This window comes from Geofilum rhodophaeum (assembly GCF_002210225.1).
GTDB lineage: Bacteria > Bacteroidota > Bacteroidia > Bacteroidales > Marinilabiliaceae > Geofilum > Geofilum rhodophaeum.
In genome coordinates this window covers 40,370-59,872 of the sequence record NZ_MWUJ01000016.1, presented here as the reverse complement: position 1 = coordinate 59,872, position 19,503 = coordinate 40,370, and the positions used below count along the sequence as shown (strand labels likewise).

The 19,503-nt window shown below is 53.0% G+C and carries 16 protein-coding genes and 1 tRNA gene; 5 read left to right on the top strand and 12 right to left on the bottom strand.

Features of this window, described 5'->3' with window-relative positions; all coding sequences use genetic code 11:
• Positions 1 to 119: 119 nt before the first annotated feature.
• Positions 120 to 1,196 carry a lysylphosphatidylglycerol synthase transmembrane domain-containing protein gene (locus tag B4W65_RS13370; protein ID WP_088655668.1) on the bottom strand — a complete coding sequence of 359 codons (1,077 nt, stop codon included), beginning with the start codon at positions 1,194 to 1,196 and terminating at the stop codon, positions 120 to 122.
• A 124-nt stretch (positions 1,197 to 1,320) separates the two neighbouring features.
• Positions 1,321 to 1,397: transfer RNA gene (locus tag B4W65_RS13365), tRNA-Ala, on the bottom strand.
• A 451-nt stretch (positions 1,398 to 1,848) separates the two neighbouring features.
• Here B4W65_RS13365 and B4W65_RS13360 point away from each other — a divergent pair.
• Complete coding sequence (locus tag B4W65_RS13360; protein ID WP_088655667.1) at positions 1,849 to 2,532, top strand: energy transducer TonB; 684 nt, start codon at positions 1,849 to 1,851, stop codon at positions 2,530 to 2,532.
• A gap of 101 nt (positions 2,533 to 2,633) precedes the next feature.
• Complete coding sequence (gene hflX, locus B4W65_RS13355) at positions 2,634 to 3,872, top strand: GTPase HflX (RefSeq protein WP_088655666.1); 1,239 nt, start codon at positions 2,634 to 2,636, stop codon at positions 3,870 to 3,872.
• A 41-nt stretch (positions 3,873 to 3,913) separates the two neighbouring features.
• On the opposite strand, the gene B4W65_RS13350 is transcribed toward hflX, so the two are convergent.
• Both B4W65_RS13350 and B4W65_RS13345 read right to left on the bottom strand, forming a co-directional pair.
• Entirely contained in the window at positions 3,914 to 5,584 is a 1,671-nt protein-coding gene (locus B4W65_RS13350; RefSeq protein ID WP_088655665.1) for a formate--tetrahydrofolate ligase, read from the bottom strand.
• Between the two features lie 145 nt (positions 5,585 to 5,729).
• A complete protein-coding gene (locus tag B4W65_RS13345) occupies positions 5,730 to 6,740 on the bottom strand; it encodes an aspartate-semialdehyde dehydrogenase (RefSeq protein WP_088655664.1) in 1,011 nt (336 codons plus the stop codon).
• 120 nt (positions 6,741 to 6,860) lie between these two features.
• Here B4W65_RS13345 and B4W65_RS13340 point away from each other — a divergent pair, with 120 nt between their 5' ends.
• Positions 6,861 to 8,576: a lamin tail domain-containing protein gene (locus B4W65_RS13340; protein WP_088655663.1), complete on the top strand. Its 1,716-nt coding sequence runs from the start codon at positions 6,861 to 6,863 to the stop codon at positions 8,574 to 8,576.
• A 24-nt stretch (positions 8,577 to 8,600) separates the two neighbouring features.
• On the opposite strand, the gene B4W65_RS13335 is transcribed toward B4W65_RS13340, so the two are convergent.
• From B4W65_RS13335 to sppA, 3 genes are read right to left on the bottom strand one after another with little or no spacing between them, the layout of a single operon-like run.
• Positions 8,601 to 9,413 carry a purine-nucleoside phosphorylase gene (locus tag B4W65_RS13335; RefSeq protein WP_088655662.1) on the bottom strand — a complete coding sequence of 271 codons (813 nt, stop codon included), beginning with the start codon at positions 9,411 to 9,413 and terminating at the stop codon, positions 8,601 to 8,603.
• Entirely contained in the window at positions 9,385 to 10,467 is a 1,083-nt protein-coding gene (gene lpxK, locus B4W65_RS13330) for a tetraacyldisaccharide 4'-kinase (RefSeq protein ID WP_088655661.1), read from the bottom strand. The genes B4W65_RS13335 and lpxK overlap by 29 nt, the downstream gene beginning before the upstream one ends.
• 16 nt (positions 10,468 to 10,483) lie before the next feature.
• A complete protein-coding gene (gene sppA / locus B4W65_RS13325) occupies positions 10,484 to 12,244 on the bottom strand; it encodes a signal peptide peptidase SppA (RefSeq protein WP_088655660.1) in 1,761 nt (586 codons plus the stop codon).
• Positions 12,245 to 12,344: 100 nt separating this feature from the next.
• On the opposite strand from sppA, the gene folK reads away from it, so the two are divergent.
• Positions 12,345 to 12,851, top strand: coding sequence for a 2-amino-4-hydroxy-6-hydroxymethyldihydropteridine diphosphokinase (folK, locus tag B4W65_RS13320; protein WP_088655659.1), 507 nt, complete (start codon positions 12,345 to 12,347; stop codon positions 12,849 to 12,851).
• Here folK and upp read toward each other — a convergent pair.
• Genes upp through radC form a run of 3 tightly spaced genes read right to left on the bottom strand, consistent with a single transcriptional unit; the run spans position 12,848 to position 15,175 of the window.
• Complete coding sequence (gene upp / locus B4W65_RS13315; protein WP_088655658.1) at positions 12,848 to 13,501, bottom strand: uracil phosphoribosyltransferase; 654 nt, start codon at positions 13,499 to 13,501, stop codon at positions 12,848 to 12,850. The genes folK and upp overlap by 4 nt on opposite strands.
• 34 nt (positions 13,502 to 13,535) lie before the next feature.
• Positions 13,536 to 14,468, bottom strand: coding sequence for a hypothetical protein (locus tag B4W65_RS13310; protein WP_088655657.1), 933 nt, complete (start codon positions 14,466 to 14,468; stop codon positions 13,536 to 13,538).
• Between the two features lie 8 nt (positions 14,469 to 14,476).
• The gene (radC, locus tag B4W65_RS13305) at positions 14,477 to 15,175 is read right to left on the bottom strand and encodes a RadC family protein (protein ID WP_088655656.1); all 699 of its coding nucleotides are present in this window, start codon (positions 15,173 to 15,175) and stop codon (positions 14,477 to 14,479) included.
• A 163-nt stretch (positions 15,176 to 15,338) separates the two neighbouring features.
• Here radC and B4W65_RS13300 point away from each other — a divergent pair, with 163 nt between their 5' ends.
• The gene (locus B4W65_RS13300; RefSeq protein ID WP_088655655.1) at positions 15,339 to 18,194 is read left to right on the top strand and encodes a CHAT domain-containing protein; all 2,856 of its coding nucleotides are present in this window, start codon (positions 15,339 to 15,341) and stop codon (positions 18,192 to 18,194) included.
• On the opposite strand, the gene B4W65_RS13295 is transcribed toward B4W65_RS13300, so the two are convergent.
• On the bottom strand, positions 18,172 to 18,909 hold the full coding sequence (locus tag B4W65_RS13295) for a tetratricopeptide repeat protein (RefSeq protein WP_088655654.1): 738 nt from the start codon (positions 18,907 to 18,909) through the stop codon (positions 18,172 to 18,174). The genes B4W65_RS13300 and B4W65_RS13295 overlap by 23 nt on opposite strands.
• On the bottom strand, positions 18,878 to 19,444 hold the full coding sequence (locus B4W65_RS13290) for an RNA polymerase sigma factor (protein WP_088655653.1): 567 nt from the start codon (positions 19,442 to 19,444) through the stop codon (positions 18,878 to 18,880). The genes B4W65_RS13295 and B4W65_RS13290 overlap by 32 nt, the downstream gene beginning before the upstream one ends.
• Positions 19,445 to 19,503 lie beyond the last annotated feature (59 nt).

Below are 19,503 nucleotides of genomic sequence, written 5' to 3'. Positions count from 1 at the left end.
AATAAAAGTTCGACCAAATACCAACGCTGTTAACCCGCGTAATTAGGCAGGTACAAATTAGGGAAACGAGATCGATTTCGCTGCTGTTTAATCACTAAAACGGCAGAATTGGTCAAAAATTATGGCTTGCGTCGGGTTACGAAGTGTTTTTTAACCCAGCGGGGAATGACAAAAGCCCCAATGAAGAGGTAGGGATAGTAGCTGACCAGTCGCCACAGAAAGGCCATGGCTACTCCGGTTCCTGCAGGAATAAATCCGGCCAGAAACCCCCGGAACACATATTCGGCAAAACCGCTGCCGCCCGGGGTGGGACTTACCAGCATCATGATCCACATTACCAATTGCTTGCCAAAAACCAGGAAGTGTTCGTCCCAGTTGAGCCAGCTTACCCCGAAGAAAGTGATAATAAGGGCGTTGACCACCCAGTAGCGCGAGGTCCAGCTGAGTGCTGTGGCCAAAAAGGTTTTGAGCCAGTTGCGGAAGGGCCAGGTTTTGAATTCCCGCGAAGCCTGTATGAGTTCTGAACCCGACTCGTTGGCTTGCGGACGCCACTTGCGTATAATGGGCAACTTAAAAATCCAAAGCAATACCCATTTGAGTCCCCGTGGGTTAAAAAACAGTCCGTAAGCAATCACCAGCGTATAGAGAAACTTTAAAGCATAGCCGGTAAGGGCAAAAATCAAATACTGGTTGTGGTACCAGGGGCCGGTAAATGCACTGCCGTCCAGCGAGAAAATATCGCTGCGGCCAATCAGCAGCAGTACCAGCGGAAAAGTCAGGATAAAGTATAGCTCGTCTAAAAAGGACGTCACCATAACCAGGGCTGTGCTGCGTCCCAGTCGCACGCCCTCCTTGTTGATGAAAAAGATGGCTACGCTGGTACCCCCTATGGAGGAGGGTGTGATGGCTGAGGTGAATTCCCACAGCATAATAATGTTGAATGATTTGCGCCACGAAAGCACCTTGCCGGAGAGAATGCGCAAGCGAATCATGTAGCCAAAATCGCGCAGGGCCATAAATAAAAAAGACACCAGAAGCCAAAAGACCGATTGGAGACTAAAGCTGAGGAGGGAAAGACTGCCGGGTTCGTATTCGCGGTACAGCATAAAACCCGTCACTGCAATGCCTATAAAAATAGGGAGGACAATGCGTGCCGGATGTATGCTTTTCAGGATTTTCCCAGAGTTGTCTGTCATGCTTTTTTCAAAACAACAAAGTTAAGGTTTTCAATGTTTAAGCGAAAGCAGAGTGGGAGAAATCGGTGTTAATAAAGTCTAAGCTGCGCAAAAGAAAAAGGCAACAACGATGTCGTTGTTGCCTTGGTGGAGACAAGGGGAGTCGAACCCCTGACCTCTTGACTGCCAGTCAAACGCTCTAGCCAACTGAGCTATGCCCCCGTTTTCTTAGCGAGTGCAAATATAAATCATTTTTCTTATTGCTTCCAAACAAAAGCAGAAAAATTATTTGCCCTTTTCAGCGGCCTGTCTGCAGGCCTTCTGTATAATAATGTGTTACAAAGTTAAACAATACTAAGGCGCTTGCTTTTGGTGTTTTCAGGTAGTATATTCATTATAAGCTTAAGCTAAGGAATGGCCTTCCCGCCGCTGTTAACGTTCAGCAGAATGCGCTCCCTGTTCCCGGACTCACGTAATGCCCGCTGCGAACACTACTGTTAATTTTTTTAAAAATTCGGACGATTTGACAATATTCATGAAAATCCTTGCAATATGTGGGCATAAAAACTTATTTTTATCGCTCGATTACGGCAAGGGTTGCAAGTGTTACTTCCCCGTCGGATTGTTGAATTTTGATACTTTGTAAATTTCTAGTAACCAGTAACTATTTGTTATGGAAGTTAAAAAGACACCCAAAGCAGACCTTGAAAGCAAAAAAACGGTCTTTCTGCAGATCGGTCTTGTTGTAGTGCTTTCGTTGGTCCTGGTGGCCTTTGAATGGACGAGTACCGACGTAAATGTTGACTTTAGTCTCCAGGAAGAGGCCATCGAGGTGGAGGAGGAGATCATCCCCATCACCCGACAGGAAGAAGTGAAGCCCCCGCCGCCGCCCCCGCCGCCAGCAGTCGCCGACATTTTGAATATTGTGGAAGACGACGTGGAGTTGGACGAGGAGTTGGAAATCATGGATACCGAAATGGATCAGGACGACATCGTAGATTTTTCCAACATGGTGTTCGAGGAAGAAACCAGGGATGAAGGTGAAATCTTCATGATTGTGGAAGAAATGCCTGAGTTTCCGGGTGGTAATGAAGCCTTGCAGAAGTACCTGGCCCAATCGGTTCGTTACCCGGTTATTGCTCAGGAGAACGGAATTCAGGGACGTGTTTACATCCAGTTTGTTATCAATCAAAATGGAGAAGTGACCAACGCCACCATCCTTCGGGGAGTGGATCCCAGTCTCGATCGTGAAGCCCTTCGCGTGGTAGAAGCCATGCCTAAGTGGAAGCCCGGTAAGCAGCGTAACCGTCCGGTGCGCGTATCCTATACGGTACCCATCAATTTTGTATTGCAGTAAACAGGTTTAAATACCTTAAGCATAACCCGGTCTGAACTCAGACCGGGTTTTTGCATTTACTGCCAAAATTTCCCTTATTTTTGTGGCAAAAGATAAAAGAGATGAGCGAATTGTTGACGACCGATAAGCAATTGGAACAAGTTATTTTAGTTGCTGTGCGCACCCCCGATCTGAGTGAGGCTGTGGTTCAGGAACACCTTGATGAACTGGCTTTTCTGGCCGAAACAGCCGGCGCAGAGCCCGGGCGTCGTTTTGTGCAGTCGCTTACCATGGCCGATAAGCGCAGTTATGTGGGCAGCGGAAAATTGCAGGAGATTCTTGAATACCTGAAGGTGCACGAAGACATCAGCGGCGTAATTTTCGACGATGAACTTTCGCCCTCGCAATTGAAGAATATTGAGGCTGTTTTGAAGCGTCGGATCCTCGACAGGACCAATCTTATTCTCGACATTTTTGCCCGTCGTGCCCGCACGGCCCACGCTAAAACCCAGGTAGAACTGGCCCAATACCAGTATTTGCTGCCGCGACTCACCCGCATGTGGACCCACCTTGAGCGACAGCGAGGGGGTATCGGAATGCGTGGCCCGGGGGAAAAAGAGATCGAGACCGACCGGCGGATCATTCGCGACATTATTGCCAAGCTTAAGGACGATTTGAAGAAAATTGACCGACAAATGGCCACCCAGCGTAAGAACCGGGGGAAACTGGTGCGCGTTGCCCTGGTGGGTTATACCAATGTGGGCAAGTCCACCCTCATGACCGCCCTAAGTAAGAGCGAGGTCTTTGCTGAGAACAAACTCTTTGCCACCCTCGATACCACGGTGCGAAAGGTGGTTATTGGCAACCTGCCCTTTTTGTTGGCCGACACCGTAGGCTTCATCCGTAAGTTGCCACACCATTTGGTCGAGTCCTTTAAATCGACCCTCGACGAAGTACGTGAAGCCGATGTGCTGCTGCATATTGTTGACATTTCCCATCCCGGGTTTGAGCAGCAAATTGAAGTGGTGCACGAAACCCTACGGGAAATCGACGATCGGGAAAAACCCGTGATTTTGGTCTTCAATAAGGTCGATGCCTTTACCCACATCGAAAAGGAGGCCGACGATCTTACCCCGGCCACACGGGCCAATGTGTCGCTGGACGAGCTCAAGACGACCTGGATGGCGAAGGGCACCCCCAGTCTCTTTATTTCGGCACTCCAAAAAACCAATTTCGAGGAGTTTAAGGAAACCCTTTACAACACGGTCATGAAGGTACATGTAACGCGCTTTCCATATAACGACTTCCTGTATCCCGACTTTAATGAGGAGGGAGAAGAAGGGGCGGATGGGATCGATTGACCCCGGCCGTCCCTGTTTTTCAGTGGGGGGACTGTAATCGATTAAAACAGTCCCGTAATTTTTCCTTCGTCGTCAATGTTGATTTTCTCTGCTGCCGGTTGTGCAGGCAAGCCCGGCATACGCATGATGTTGCCCGTAATGGGGATGATGAAACCAGCACCCGCAGCAATTTCAATTTCGCGTACTGTAACCACAAAGTTTTCGGGACGTCCCAGCAGTTTGGGATTGTCGGAGAGCGATTTTTGTGTTTTGGCGATACAAACGGGCAGATGCTCCAGATTCAGGTCGCTGATTTTTTTCAGGTCGGCCCTGGCCTGGGGTGTATAATCAATGGCGGCAGCGCCGTAGATTTCACGGGCAATCGTCTCAATTTTTCGTTCCACCTCCCAGTTCCAATCGTAGAGCGGTTTAAATTCACAGGTACAGGCTTCGGCTACTTCGCTCACCATGCGGGCCAGTTCCTCTCCGCCCTCGCCTCCCCCGGCGTGTACCCTGGCAACAGCGGCTTTTACGCCCAGCGCCTTGCAACGGGCTTTTATGGCAGCCACTTCCTCTTCCGAATCGCTGGCAAAGTGGTTGATGGCGACTACTGGACAAACATTAAACTTACGCATGTTTTCCACGTGCTTTTCCAGGTTTTCGAGGCCCCTCTCCACGGCTGCAGCATCGGGTTGGTTCAGCGCACTCAGTGTCACACCACCATGGTATTTAAGGGCGCGGATGGTCGCCACCAGCACTGCGGCACTGGGCTGTATGCCTGCCGACACGCATTTGATGTCCAGGAATTTTTCCGCCCCCAGATCGAAACCAAAGCCGGCTTCCGTCACCACATACTCACTCAACGACAAACCCATTTTGGTGGCCAGTACCGAGTTGGTCCCCTGAGCGATGTTGGCAAAGGGTCCCCCATGGATGATGGCCGGATTGCCCTCGAGTGTTTGCACCAGGTTGGGTTTTATCGCGTCTTTAAGCAGCGCCGCCATAGCGCCTTCTGCCTTCAGGTCCCTGGCGAAGACCGGCTTTTTATCGTAGGTAAAACCGACAAAAATGTTGCCGATGCGCTGCTTCAGGTCGTGAAAATCTTCTGCCAGGCACAAAATCGCCATGATTTCAGAAGCCGCCGTAATGTCAAAGCCTGTTTCGCGCGGAACCCCTGATGCCGTACCCCCTAAGCCCACAATGATGTGGCGCAGGGCCCGGTCGTTCATATCCATCACCCGCTTCCAGTGTACCGTCCGGGGATCCAGGCCCAGGGAGGTGCTCTGACTCTGAATGTTGTTGTCGATGAGTGCCGCCAGCAGATTATTGGCCTTTTCAATGGCCGAGAAGTCCCCCGTAAAATGCAGATTAATGTCCTCCATGGGCACCACCTGGGCGTGTCCTCCACCGGTGGCCCCGCCCTTAATGCCAAATACCGGGCCGAGACTGGGTTCACGAAGCACCACGGTACTTTGCTTGCCTATGCGGTTGAGTCCCTCGCTCAGACCGATGGAAATGGTGGTTTTGCCTTCGCCGGCCGGAGTGGGAGAAATGGCAGAGACCAGAATCAGCTTTTTGTCTCTGATTTTATCCGCTTGAATTAAAGAAAGGGGAAGTTTGGCCTTGTAGTGTCCGTAAGGTTCCAGTTGGTCCTCCTTAACCCCCAGTCGGGCAGCAATTTCCCTAATGGGGCGCAGTTGCGTACTTTGGGCAATCTCGATGTCTGAGCGCATGTTTTTTTTGTTCTAAGATATAAAAAAAATAGGTGGCGCCAAGCAGCTGTCCCCGCCGGGGAGGCGCATTAAATAAAAAACAAAGGCCGGTTTAAATAAACCAGCCTTTATCGGTATGTTTTTAGCGCCAAAGCGAATCGGTCGACTATTTTACCAAGCCTGCTTTAATCATGTATTCGGCAATTTGTACGGCGTTGAGGGCTGCTCCCTTCTTAATCTGGTCCGAAACCGTCCAGAAAGAAAGGCCGTTGGGATTAGACAAATCGCTGCGTACCCGTCCCACGAAGACTTCGTCGCGTCCGGCTAAGAAGAGCGGCATGGGGTATTCCTTGTCCGCAGGCTTGTCCATCAACACAACCCCGTCGGCCTGGCGGAAAGCCTCGCGGGCCTCTTCTACGGAAATGGGCCGCTCGGTCTCCACCCAGGTGGCTTCCGAATGGGCGCGCATTACCGGAACCCTTACGCAGGTGGCACTCACCTGAATGTCGCTGCCCATAATCTTGCGGGTTTCGTTGTACATCTTCATTTCCTCCTTGGTGTAGCCGTTATCGGTAAACACATCCACATGAGGAATCAGGTTCATGGCCAACTGGTACTGGAATTTGTTTACCGTTGGGGCTTCGCCGCGGGCGAGTTGTTTGGACTGAAGGTCCAGCTCTTCCATGCCGGTGGCGCCGGCACCACTGGCTGCCTGATAGGTCGATACATGCACCCTTTTGATGTGCGAAAGGTTTTCGATGGCCTGCAGGGCCACCACCAACTGAATGGTGGTGCAGTTGGGGTTGGCGATCACATTACGGGGCAGGGAGGCACAGCGGGCAGCATTCACCTCGGGCACCACCAGGGGCACATCCTCATCCATACGGAAGGCACTGGAGTTGTCGATCATAATGGCCCCGTACTTGGTGATGGTTTTTTCAAATTCTTTGGAGGTAGAAGCCCCGGCCGATGTCAGTGCAATATCGATGCCTTTGAAATCGTCGTTGTGCTTCAATTCCTTAACGGTCAGTTCCTGACCCTTATAACTATATTTTTTTCCGGCACTCCGGGCTGAGCCGAAAAGCACCAGCTCGTCCATGGGGAAATTTCTTTCATCGAGAACGCGGAGAAATTCCTGGCCTACAGCTCCGCTAACGCCTACAATTGCTACTCTCATTCCTGGTTAGACTATTAAGTTTTACAATGTTGAAAAATTGCTTAAATTGCTGCCTGTCAAGGCAACCGTTCAGCAATTGTTTGTTGCAAAGGTAGATAATTATTACTTAACCCCAAGCCCATGCTTCGCTATTTTCTCCTTTTGCTGGCCCTGAGCGGGCAGCTTTTTTCTGCTTTTGTCGTCGCAGAAACTCCGCAGCGACCTATGGTCGTTTTTTCTGAAGTGCTGGCCGATCCCCAGCCGGTTGTGGGACTGCCGGAATCTCCTTTTGTCGAGCTGTTTAACCGCAGTGAGCAGTCGCTTCAGTTGGGTGGGTGGACCCTCGAAATCAACGGGCGGTCCACCGTCCTGGATTCTTTTCAACTTGCAGCCCGGGCCTGGGTCGTGTTGGTTCCCACTGCCAAGAGCGAACAGTGGGAGGGCCATAAGGAGGTGCTTCCTTTAAAAGGTTTCAGCAGTCTCACCGTCAGTTCCGGGACACTGGTCCTTCGTTCTCCCCAAGGCGGAGTCATCGACGCCCTGGCGTATTCGCGTACGATGGGACAGGCAGGTTTCAAGCGTGATGGCGGCTGGTCGCTCGAACGAAAAGATACCGACCATCTGTCGCACAGTCTCCACAACTGGGACTATTCTTTAGCCACCGAGGGCGGCACGCCGGGAGGCCCCAACAGTCTCGATCAGGTACTCCCCGATGCGCAAGCGCCCCGCGTGCGCAGTCTGTATTGGCAGGATTCCCTGCATCTGGTGGTGACGTTCAGCAAGAATCTGGTGCCGTCTTCGTTTGAGGAAAGCCCTGTTTTGGAGGGATCGGGCGACCCGGACTTCACCACGCAATTGGAGGCGGTGTGGAACCGGCAAGTACTGTTGACCTGGAATCGCGCCCCCGAAGTTGGGCATCTTCTCAGTCTGCATTGGACCCGACGCCCCTTTGATTGGGCCGGCAATTTGTTGGAAGCAGACCAAGCGCTGGTGGTGGGTCGCCCTGAAGTCGCCCAAGCCGGCGATGTAGTCATCAATGAACTGCTCTACGATCCCCCAACGGGCGGCAGCGATTATGTAGAACTGTACAACTGCAGCGCGCGCATTGTCGATCTCTCTTCCCTCTACCTGGCACGTGCAGGCGAAGACGGGCTTCCCGAGAAACTGTTTGCTCTTTCGCAGTATGAAACGCCTTTTATGCCAGGAGCTTATCTTGTGTTGTGTGGCGACTATGCCTGGCTGCAGACGCAATTTGGAATTAAGGACTTGCTGTTGCTGGCTCCGGAGGAAGCCTTACCCAATTACATCAACGAGGGCGGCAGCGTGTTGCTGACCAACCGAAGGGGAGAGGTGCTGGATCGGATGGACTACCATGCCGGGCTCCATAACCCCTATTTAGACGTTACGAAGGGCGTAGCCCTGGAGCGTTTGGATGTCCGGGCTCCCTCACTGAGTCCCCACAACTGGCAATCTGCCGCAGCCGACGCCGGCTACGGAACCCCCGGTCGCCCCAATTCTCAGTCGGCCCCCACCCGCAAGCAGAGCAAGTCGCCCCTGCGCACGGCGCCGGAGCTCTTTAGCCCCAATGGCGACGGGCAGAACGATTTGTTGTACCTGCACTATGCCTTTGAAGAAGCAGGGCTGCTTTGCAGCGTGACCATTTACAACGAGCGCGGCCTGCCGGTGCGTTGTTTGGTCAACAATGCACCGGCAGGTCGCGAAGGCTTTTGGGTATGGGACGGCAGCGACGATGCGGGGCGGGTCTGCCCGCCCGCCTGGTACGTCCTTCAGGTTCATTGGCACGGTCCCGGTGCCGATCCCGGCACTTACCGAACTGCCGTGGCGCTGGGTCGCTGAGCTGCTGAGCCGTTTGTTGGCCGTCTATAAGGTCGCTACCAGTTCGGCAATAACGCGGGTCATCAATGGTTCCGCCTTGGCTGCGACCTCCTGAACCTCTTCGTGCGAGATCTCCACAATTTGTCCCGGTACTCCCGAATCGGTAATGATGCTGACACCAAAGCAGGTAATGCCGGCATGGCGAGCCACAATTACCTCGGGCACGGTGCTCATGCCTACGGCATCGCCCCCAATCACCCGGAAAAACTTGTATTCTGCCGGGGTTTCGAAGGTGGGACCGCTGGTACCGACGTAAACGCCTTGTTTGAGTTCAATCTGGTGCTTTTGGGCTATGGCATGGGCGCGGGCTATGAGCTCCTTGCTGTAGGGTTCGCTCATATCCGGAAAGCGGGGGCCCAGTTCTTTATGGTTTTTTCCAATCAGCGGGTGGTCGCCAAACATATTAATGTGGTCGTCAATCACCATAATGTCGCCCACCTTAAAGTCGGGATTCAGTCCCCCGCTGGCATTCGATACCACCAGATTGCTGATGCCCATTTGTTGCATAACCCTTACCGGAAAGGTGACTTCCTTCATGTTGTAGCCTTCGTAGTAATGAAAGCGACCCTGCATCGCCATAACCGGGGTGCCTTTAATGGTTCCGAAGATGAGTTTGCCCTGGTGGCCCTCCACGGTCGAAAGCGGAAAGTGGGGAATCTCGTTGTAGGGAATGGTCTTTTCCATCACAATTTCCTTGACCAATCCGCCCAGTCCGGTTCCCAGTATGATGCCGGTCTTGGGCTGGGTCTTTTGAGCCGCCTTTAAAAAGTCAGCCGTTTCCTTGATCTTGTTCAACATAGCTTAGTATTAAATTTTCAAATATTTTTTGTTGGTCAAAAAGAATTTGCAGGCGAATGGGCTGGTACCAGATACGGCCCAGCAGGTCGCTGTCGATTTCCGGTATCGCAGCGAGGCGAACGGCATCCTTTTCAGTGGTGAGCATGAGGCTTCGACCTTTGCTGTCCGACTGTAAAGCTTTCCGGATTTGAGCCAGATCTTTGGCATTGAAGGCGTGGTGATCGGGGAAGATGAGTTTGCGCAGCGGTCTTCCATAAGCCTCCATTTTTTGGAAAAAGGGTTCGGGGCGCGCAATGCCCGCCAGCACAAGCAACTCCTCGCCAGGTGGTGGCAGTTGTTCGTCCAGCACCGCATGGGCACCCTGCTCCCGCAAAGGCCGTGGCGGCAAATAGGCTATGGTGGCGAAAAAGAGCCGCTGTTGTGCCCTTAGTTTCAGTCTCCGCGCTATTTCATCGGCTTCCTCCAGCGTAAGGTCGGGGGGACATTTATTCACCACCACCAGATCGGCACGCTTTCTCCCGGTAAAACCTTCCCGCAGATTGCCGGCCGGGAAACAATGGTCCTTCCACAGGGGGCGGTGGTAGTCCACCACCAGTATCGACAGTCCCGCCTTTACATAGCGGTGCTGGAAGGCATCGTCGAGTACCACCACCTGAGGCGGTTGGGGCAGGCGCAGCAGCGCCTGCATCCCTTCTACCCGCTTTTCAGCCACGACTACCCTTAGCCGGGGAAACTTCAGTTGTAATTGTCGCGGCTCATCGCCTATGCTTAAGGCCGTATCTCCGGCGTCAGCCAGGCGAAAGCCCTTGGTGGCCCTGCCATAGCCCCTCGAAAGGGTGGCACAACTGTACCTGTCGCTAAGCAGGTGCAGCAGCAGTTCGGTAAGCGGGGTCTTGCCAGTCCCCCCCACGGTAATATTCCCAATCGAAATCACCGGCAGCGGAAAAGCTGTGGCGGGCAGCCATCCGGCATCAAAGAGGCGGTTGCGAAACGCCATGATCAGGCCGTAAAGCAGCGAAAAGGGCCATAGGAGCAGGCGAAGACCTTGGAGCATAAGCGAGCCGCTGTTCTTAATTTAACTCCAGATCAAAGGGCAGACGCGCCTGTACCGGATAGGCGTTTTGCCATTCTCCGATCGTTTGCAGGGTGCGGTAATGCTCGCCCAATATTTGTTTGCCCAGGCGTGCAGAGGCGCCTTCTGAAAGACTCTGCATAATCTGCTGAAAGGGATCAAGCACTTCGGGAAGTTCCACCACCCGGTAGTCTTCCAACTCTGCCATGCCGGCCGCAGTGGCCAGGGCCTCGTTGATGCCGCCAAGCTTGTCGACCAGCTTCAGCTCAAGGGCATTGGCGCCCGACCATACACGTCCTTCGCCCACTTCGTCGATGGCTTCCACGGTGGTATTGCGACCGTCGGCGCAACGCTGAAGAAAAATGCCGTAGAAGCGCTCAATGTAGGCTTGCATCAGTGCTTTTTCTGAAGCAGAGAAGGGGCGGTCGAGGGCCGGGAAATCAGAAAAATCGTTGGTGGTAACCCGGTCGGTGGTCACCCCGATTTTGTTCAGCAAGCCCTGGGTATTGGGCAGCATACCAAATACACCAATGCTTCCGGTAAGGGTGTTGGGATGGGCTATGATGCTGTCGGCGGCACAGGCAATGTAATAGCCCCCCGAAGCGGCCAAATCACCCATCGATACCACTACCGGCTTGGTTTCCCTGGCCAATTTTACTTCGCGCCAGATGATTTCCGAACCCAAACCGGACCCCCCCGGTGAGTTGATGCGCAATACAATGGCCTGGATGGAGCTGTCGCGGCGTGCTTCGCGAATGGTGCGGGAAAGATCGTCGCTTTGAATACCGCCGCTGCCGTTGTCGATGGCCCCTTCGGCATAAATAACCGCAATTTTATTTTTCTCCAAACCCTTCTTCTTGCCGGGGAGGTAGACCTTGCTGTAGCTGGCAATGCTGAGGGCTTCCAGATCGTCTTTTTCGTCGGTGCCCGTCAGTACTTTCAATTCAGAAAGCACCTCGTCCTTGTACCGGAAACCGTCGATGAGTCCCGTAGCCAGCAGGTCTTCGTCGTTCATCATTACCGGGGCCCTGGAGGCACTTTGGTTCAGTACTTGGGGGTCTATGCCCCGGGCGGCCGCTACTTTTTCCAGGGTGTGGTTCCAAATGGAACCCAGGTAGACTTCGGTTTGCAGACGGGCCTCGTCGCTCATCTTTTCCAGGATGTAGGGTTCAACGGCCGATTTGAATTCACCGTGCTTGAATACCTGCATTTCGATGCCCAGCTTTTCCAGCGTTCCTTTATAAAAGGAGTACACGGCACTCAGTCCCTGAAAATCGAGCATTCCTGCAGGATTCAGGTAAACCTTGTCGGCCACCGAAGCCAGGTAGTAAGCCTTTTGGGTGTACACAGGGGCAAAACTGTAAACAAACTTGCCCGTAGCGCGAAATTCGATGAGGGCGTTCCGAATTTCTTCCAGGGTGGCGTAGCCGGCCATGGTCAGACCGCTCTCCATGTAAATGCCCTTAATGCGCTCGTCTTCACCGGCCTTTTTGATGGAAGCCAAAACCTCATTGAGACCAGCCGGGGCCACATCGCCGGTGAGCTCAGCAATAATTTGCTCCAGTGGATCCTGCGAGGAGCGCTCGGTAATGGGACCATTGAGATCTAAAACCAAGAGCGAGTTGTCGGCCACTTTTACTTCGCCGCCCGAGGAGGCCGCCAATATGCCGATGAACATGAAAAGCCCCAGGACAAAAAGGAGGGCCGAAACCATGGATCCCAAAAGAACCGCCAGAAAATACTTTAAAAACTTACTCATAATTTGTGTTTTTAGGAAAAGGACAGAATATCGTAGCTTTGTGCCATTATGCTGCTAATTTACAAAATTGTTGGCAACCCCTTTTTATTTGTAGAAAAAGATGAGTGAAATAGTTAGCGCGCAGCGTTTTTTGTTGCTTTTGGGTGGCAATGAGGCAGAAACCGGCCGTTTGATGGATGCGGCCCTGGAACGTCTGTGCAAGGCAGGGCTTCGGGTGCTGCTGAGTTCCTCGGATTACGAGAGTGAGGCCTGGGGATTTACAGCAGAGCGGCCATTTTTAAACCGGGTGGTGGAAATCGAAACGGTTTTGGCAGCGGAGGACTTGTTGACCCTGGTGCTGGAGGTCGAATCGGCTCTGGGAAGACGCAGACAAGCGGGAGGCGGCTATGCCTCCCGGGGTATCGATATCGATTTGTTGTGGAGCGGAACAAGGGTGATTCAAACCGAGCGACTCACCCTGCCGCATCCCCGTCTGCACTTGCGTCGCTTCACCTTACTGCCCCTGTGTGAGCACTGGTCGCACTGCCAGCATCCAATCCTGCACCGCAGCATGGGCCAATTGCTCGAAAGCTGCGTCGATCAGGGTGCGGTGCGGCGTTTGCCCTAGAGTTTGGAGCCGTAGGCCAGATCTCCTGCATCACCCAGGCCCGGAATAATGTACGATTTGGCGTTCAACTCCTCATCCACACCAGCCAACCAAAGCGTAACGGGTTCGTCGCACAGCATGTTTTGTACATACTCAACACCGGCCTGACTGGCAATGATGCAGACGATGTGCACGTGGGCGGGAATGCCGTTGGCTTTGAGGGCCTGGAAAGCCAGCTCGAGCGAGGAGCCGGTGGCCAGCATTGGGTCGGCCAAAATCAAAGTCTTTCCGTTAAGATCGGGTCCTGAAATGTATTCGATGTTGATTTCAAAATGGCCGTCTTCGTTGTACTTTCTAAAAGCCGAGACAAAAGCATTTTCGCAGCGATCGAAATAGTTGAGCAGACCATTGTGCAAGGGAATGCCGGCGCGCAAAATAGAGGCAATAACCAGTTTTTCCTGGGGCAGGAACTCCTTAGCAACCCCCAGTGGGGTTTGGATGTCCTTTTCCTCATAGCTGAGCGTTTTGCTGATTTCGTAGGCGAAAATTTCGCCAATACGCTCCAGGTTACGACGAAAGCGCAGCGGATCGGTTTGAATGTGCTGATCGCGAATTTCTGCTATAAATTGGTTGAGGATAGAAGGTGGTTGATTGATGTACTTTATCTCCATCGGTTCGATATTTTGACAAAAATAACAGATAATATTAAAAGTCGCCCATTATTTGGCCTAATCCTTTTCTTATTCTTTGCCAGTTTTTGAACCAAGGATGCCGGTAACTCTGGTAGCATTCAACGTCAGCGCCAAAACTGCGGTAAAAGCTGGCCACCCCTTTGAGGTCCGAACCTTCAAAATCAAGCAGGTAGTCTGAACCGGCGTAGTCCTTTATCACCTGATTTATAATGAGCGACATGCCGTCCTTTGCCAGTCCCCCAGTAGAAGAGTGCCCCGATAAGTGGATGATGCGTTGGTATTTTCGCAGAAAAAAGGCCATGGCCAGAGGGCCCTTGTCTTCCGATTCTGCCGAAAGGATGAAGCCATTATGGCGCGCCAGTGCGCCGGTAATCAATGCTTGCAGCAGTTGAAGATGTCTTTCAGCTAAGTTGTAGTTGTTGTGCTTTTGTGTAAAAGTGATAAAGGCCTCCGTTGACGCATGGGAAAGATAAATGCCTGGGTCTTTCAGTACCTTTTTTACACTGTGTTTGCGCCCTTTACGAAATGCTTTTTGCAGACTGTCATAGTCTTTTTGGAGCGGCAATACGGCATTCTGTTTGGAGGTCACCTGCCGGGCTGCCGGCCATTTGGTTTGGGCGTGACTTTGCAGGGTAAGAATGGGGTAGGGGTTCTTCTTGTAGATTTGAGTCACCATTTGCTTGTCGAGCGGCTGCGACGAAAAGATGCCCAGTTGCTGGGTAAACATCGGCTGCACCAACATCGGCCAAAGGTGTTTTCTGTTGATGGTCAGCGGCCAAAGGATGCTGTAATCGTCCGACACCACCGCCTCCCATTGCGGCGCTACAAGGTCCAGGTACCAACTGTCGGCATAGATGAGGGGATGCGTGGAGCTGGCAATGCCCGCGTCCCATCGTTTTTTATCAATCTCATGGTGTCGGAGTCGAATCAGCTGGTGTTTTTTCATCAAGGTGCTTATAACAGGCCTTCATCGGCAAAGCTAAAATAGCCATTATCTGTTACAATCACATGGTCGAGTACCGGAATGTCCATGATTTTTCCGGCCTCCTTAAGCTTGGCGGTTATTCTTTGGTCGGCATCGCTGGGACGAAGATTCCCGGAGGGGTGGTTGTGACTCAGAATCATGGAGGCGGCTCTGCAGTTGAGTGCTTTTTTCAGGATCAGGCGCACATCAATCACCGTGCCGGTCATCCCACCCTTACTCACATTGTAGCGTTGCAGCACCTTGTTGGCGCGGTTCAGCATTAAAATCCAGAACTCCTCGTGGGGCAAATCGCCCAGCACCGGCTGCATCAAACTGTACACATCGCTGCTGCTTTTGATTTGAGGCAGTTCCAGGACTTCCTGTAAGAGGCGTCTGCGCCCCAGTTCCATAGCCGCCACAATGGTCACGGCCTTGGCCTGGCCCACGCCGTGAAAGCGGTTTTGCAGTTGCTCGATTTCCGCCTTGCCCAGGAGGTTGAGGTTGTTTTGAAAGCCCGCCATTATTTTACGGGCCAGGTCCACCGCCGATTCACGGGAGCTGCCCGATCCCAGAAGAATGGCCAGCAGTTCGGCATCGGACAGGGCAGTTAAGCCCTTGTGGAGCATTTTTTCGCGGGGACGGTCTTCCACCGCCAGTTCCTTAATGGAGAGTTTTGCGTACTGGGTCATGGTTATAGGGTTTTGGTCAATAAGTTAAACAAAGTTAAGTTATTCGCCCTTTATTTTCAACCATTGCCGTCAAGGGCTGTTATAAATAAGTGCTGAGTTTTTTACAGGATTTTTTTAAAGCGGTGTTTCAACCGGCCGTTGAAGTGGTTTAGATCCTTTCCCTATGATGAGAAAATTTTGCTGCACCTTTATTGTTCTGAGTCTGTTTTGCTGGTCGCCCCTTTTCTCCCAGACAAGAGAAAATGAAGCAGTTGCCGGCGACAGTCTGCAAGTCGCCCGCTTCCGATCTAACAAAGCGTCCTACCTTGAGGAAGGAGGCAGGGGAAACTGGTCGCGTGCACTGGAGCTGGCACTGGAGAGTGCCGCCCATCTCACGGACGCACTGCCTGCCAGGGAGGAGGCCGATTGGATATATGATCTGGGCTACCTTTACGACATGAATGGGGATTATGGCGCCGCACTGGAGCATTATAAAAAATCGCTGCTGCGCTACGAAGCTTTGCACGATCCTGAAGTGTTGGATTTGCGGCACGATATGGCTTTGGTGTACAACAATATTGGGGTGGTGCATGCCCATACCGGCTTCTTCACCGAGCGGCTAAAGGCTTATCACAAAGCGCGGGAGCTGTGGGAACAAGTGCCCGAGTTGGAAGAGCGTTATCTCCTGACGGTATATGGTAATTTGATGCGACTTTATGCCCAGTATGGCGACCAGCAGGGGGCAGAGGACTTGTTGCAGACGATGAACAGGCACTTTCAGAACTGGCTCGAGCGGGGAGGGAAGCCCAGGCCGGAACATTACATCAATAAGCACCGCATCCATCTGTTGTACACGGATATGAGAGGGGATAAGGCAGGGGGACAGCGGCAGCTGGACAGCTTGTTGCAGCATTTTGAGCAGCTGCATCCCGCCAAGCAAAGACAATATTCCAGCCACCTCCTGTCGGCCCTTCAGAGTGCCGCAGGCCCCTTCTCCAATTTTTCGTTGGCAGAGGAACGCAGGCAGCGGAAGGCCTATCTGGACAAGGCCCTGGCCGAAAGTGTGCGACTGGGCGATCGTTACAATCAAATGATTGCTTATTCGCGTTTGGGCAGCTATTATCTGGAGGCCGAAGAGGACCCACAGCGGGCCCTGGCGGCCCTTGACCAGGCCTTGCAAATAGGTGAGGAGACAGACATACGGGTTTTCAACCGAATGAATCTCTACCTTAAAAAGGCAGCCATTTTGCAGCAGCAGGGACGCTTTCCTGAAGCAGAGAAGCTGGTGTTGGAGGCGGTGTCGGTCCTCCTGGGGCAGGCAGTGAGTGATGCTTCGGTATTGCGAATAGACGACTTCAGGCACCGCAACGACGTGTATTACATAGAGGCGCTCAAGCAAATGGGCGGGATCTACCAGCAGGAGTACGACCGCCAGGGCGCGGAGGCTTACGGCCGACTGGCCCTGCACTTTTACGACCTGGGGGCGCGTCTCTTCAACGCTTACTATCAAAAAGGCGTGTACAATCCCAGTCTCGATGCCCTCAGCGCCAGCATCAATGAGGGCCTCCTTTCGCTGCACCTTTGTTTGGGCGAGACCGATGCGGCCGGTTTGCTGCAGTTGGTCGAGCGCAATCGCTCCCAGCACCTGGCCAAGGAATTTGATGCCAAGCATTTGCGCTTTTTGAATGTGCCCGACAGCCTCTTTGTCCAGCGCAATCTCTTACAACTTAAGTTGGGCGAATTGCTGAGCAAATCCACCCTCACGGAGAAGGAAGAAAGCAATTACCGGCAGCTGTCGAAACGTCTTCAGGCTGTGGAAGCACGCATTCGGGAAAAGGACCAACAATACTTTCCCTTCTTTTCCGACTCCTTAACCACCAACGACATTCAGAGTGCCTTAGCGGAGGATCAGGTGCTGGTGCGCTACTTGCTGGCCAGTGAGCGGCTCTATGCTTTTGTAGTGTCCGACGAAGCGGTACGTTTGCTCGATTTGGGTCCCCACCAAGTCTTGTTGCAAAAGGTTCGAGCCTATCACCAGGCCCTTCAAAACATAGAAAACCCGGCCTCGCTTTATGCCCGCGAACTGTACCAGGCTTTGTTGGCCCCCTTGGATTTGGGGTATGGGGATTTGCACAGCCTGGTTATCGTGCCCGATAATGTGTTGAATTATTTGCCCTTCGAGACCCTGGTCGACTCGGTCCACGGCCAGCCTTTGGTCGCCCGGGTCCCCATCAGTTACTCCTACGGCCTGAGATTGTGGTACCTCCAGGGAAAGGCCGCGGAGGTCCCCGTACCCCAGAAACCCTTTGCCGCTTTTGCGCCCCGTTACTCCACCGACTACCTTCAGAACAGGAGCGAAAACCGCCCGGGCGACAACAAGCGGTTGCAGAACCTTGCCGGTGCTGCTCGAGAAGCAGCTGCCATCAGTCGCACATGGAAGGGGACGCTTTATGAAGGCGAGCAGGCCACCAGGGACCGTTTTCTGGCCAGTGCCCTCGATTATAAAATCTACCATTTTGCTATGCATGCCTTGATGGACGAAGAAAGGCCCCATCATTCGAGTCTGGTTTTTCAGGACGAAGAGGAGCTGCATTACCACGAATTATACGGACTTCATTTTCCGGCCGAAATGGTGGTTTTGAGTGCCTGCAATACCGGGATGGGGAAGCTCGTAAACGGGGAAGGACTCATGAGTTTGTCGCGCGCCCTGACCTACTCGGGCGTTCGTTCGGCCGTTTACAGTTTGTGGGAAGTCCCCGACAAGGAAACCGCCGTGCTGATGCAGGACTTTTACCGGCATCTGAAAAAAGGGCGCTCCAAGTCCGAAGCCCTGGCCTTGGCCAAACGCGATTTTCTGGCCGCTCATCCCATGAAAAGCCATCCCTTTTTCTGGGCCGGCTTCGTAGTCAACGGGCATGCGGGGCCCATTCTAAGCCAAAAGGACCGGGTGTCCAACTGGCTGTTTGGGGTGGGGGGACTGGCAGTGGGACTGCTGCTTTTGGGTTTGTGGCGTCTTTTTAAAGGCCTTGCAAAATCTTAATGATTTCCCCGGCAGGGGTGGCCAGACTGTCGCCCGACTGGCTGACCAGCGTGAAAAATCTCAGGGCTTCGTCGGCCTGGTTCATTTGCAGATGCGCCAAGGCCTGGTACCAGTGCATCACCGCAACAGCGGGTTGTCCTTCCTCCTCATGCTCCCATTGCTCCAGCAAAACCAGGGCCTCGGCCGGCTGTTCCAGATAGAGGAGACAAAGTGCCCGGTAAAAGGCGATCGATTTTTGGGGCGACTTGGCATACAATTGTTCCAGTCTGTGTGCGGCTGCCGCGTAGTCTTCGGCCTCGTAAAGGGCAAGAGCTTCCGCCAGGGCCGACGCATCGGCTTCGGCCCCGCGCACTGCAGGCGTAAGCACATTGGGATAGGGCGCCATGTATTGGGCGTAGAGCTGTCCGGTGCTTGTAGGGCGAAGGGTCAGCCAAAGCGTGCCGGCCAGGCCCAGGAGGAGCAACAAGGCAGCAGCCACCTTCCACCAGCCAAAATGTCGCCGTACTACGGCCGGCTGCCGGTCCAGCTCCTGTAATTGGGCTTTGAGCACCGCCCGTTCCTGGCGGATCACTGCTTCCCGTACCTCCTTTTCAAATTGAAAGTCCCCCGCCAGTTCGTCATCCGCTTGCAGCAACAAGTCGAACTCGACTTGTTGTTCACGGGAGAGTCTGCCCTCAAAATAATCATTGATCCAATCCTGCTTGTCTTTGTCCATGACTGTGTACAATTTCCTTCAGTTGCTTTAAACACCTCGACTTTTGCGCCTTCACCGTATCTCTGTTGGGATAGTCCAGTGCCTCCCTGATCTCCTCCAGCTTCTGCGCTTCATAATAGAAGCGTCTCAGAATTTCGCGACAGCGGGGTCCCAGCTGTTCGTATGCCCTCTGCAGTTTTTGTTGGCGCTCCTCCGCGGCGCTGGTCTCCAGAGGCTCGGGACCGTCGGCAAGCGGCTCCACCATCAGCTCGGAGGTCGACACGGCAGAATTTTTGAGCCGGGCCAGTATTTTATACTTCCCAATGGCATAGAGGTAGGTTTTGAGACTGCTTTTTAGGCCTTCCAGCTTGCCTTGCCGAACGTTTTCGTAGAGCGCAATGATGCTGTCCTGATAAATATCCCTCAGCTCTTCCTCGGGCAGAGCATACCTTTGGGCGTACCTCAGAAAGCCTTCCCGGTGGTGGAGGTAAATCTTTCCCAGAATCTCCCTGTCCCCCTTTTGAAGCGCATCGATCCACTGCTGGTCCTTATTCATTAATGTTGGGCGATTAAAAAAGTAAACACGAGTGCCCAATTTATAAAAAAATGCACGAA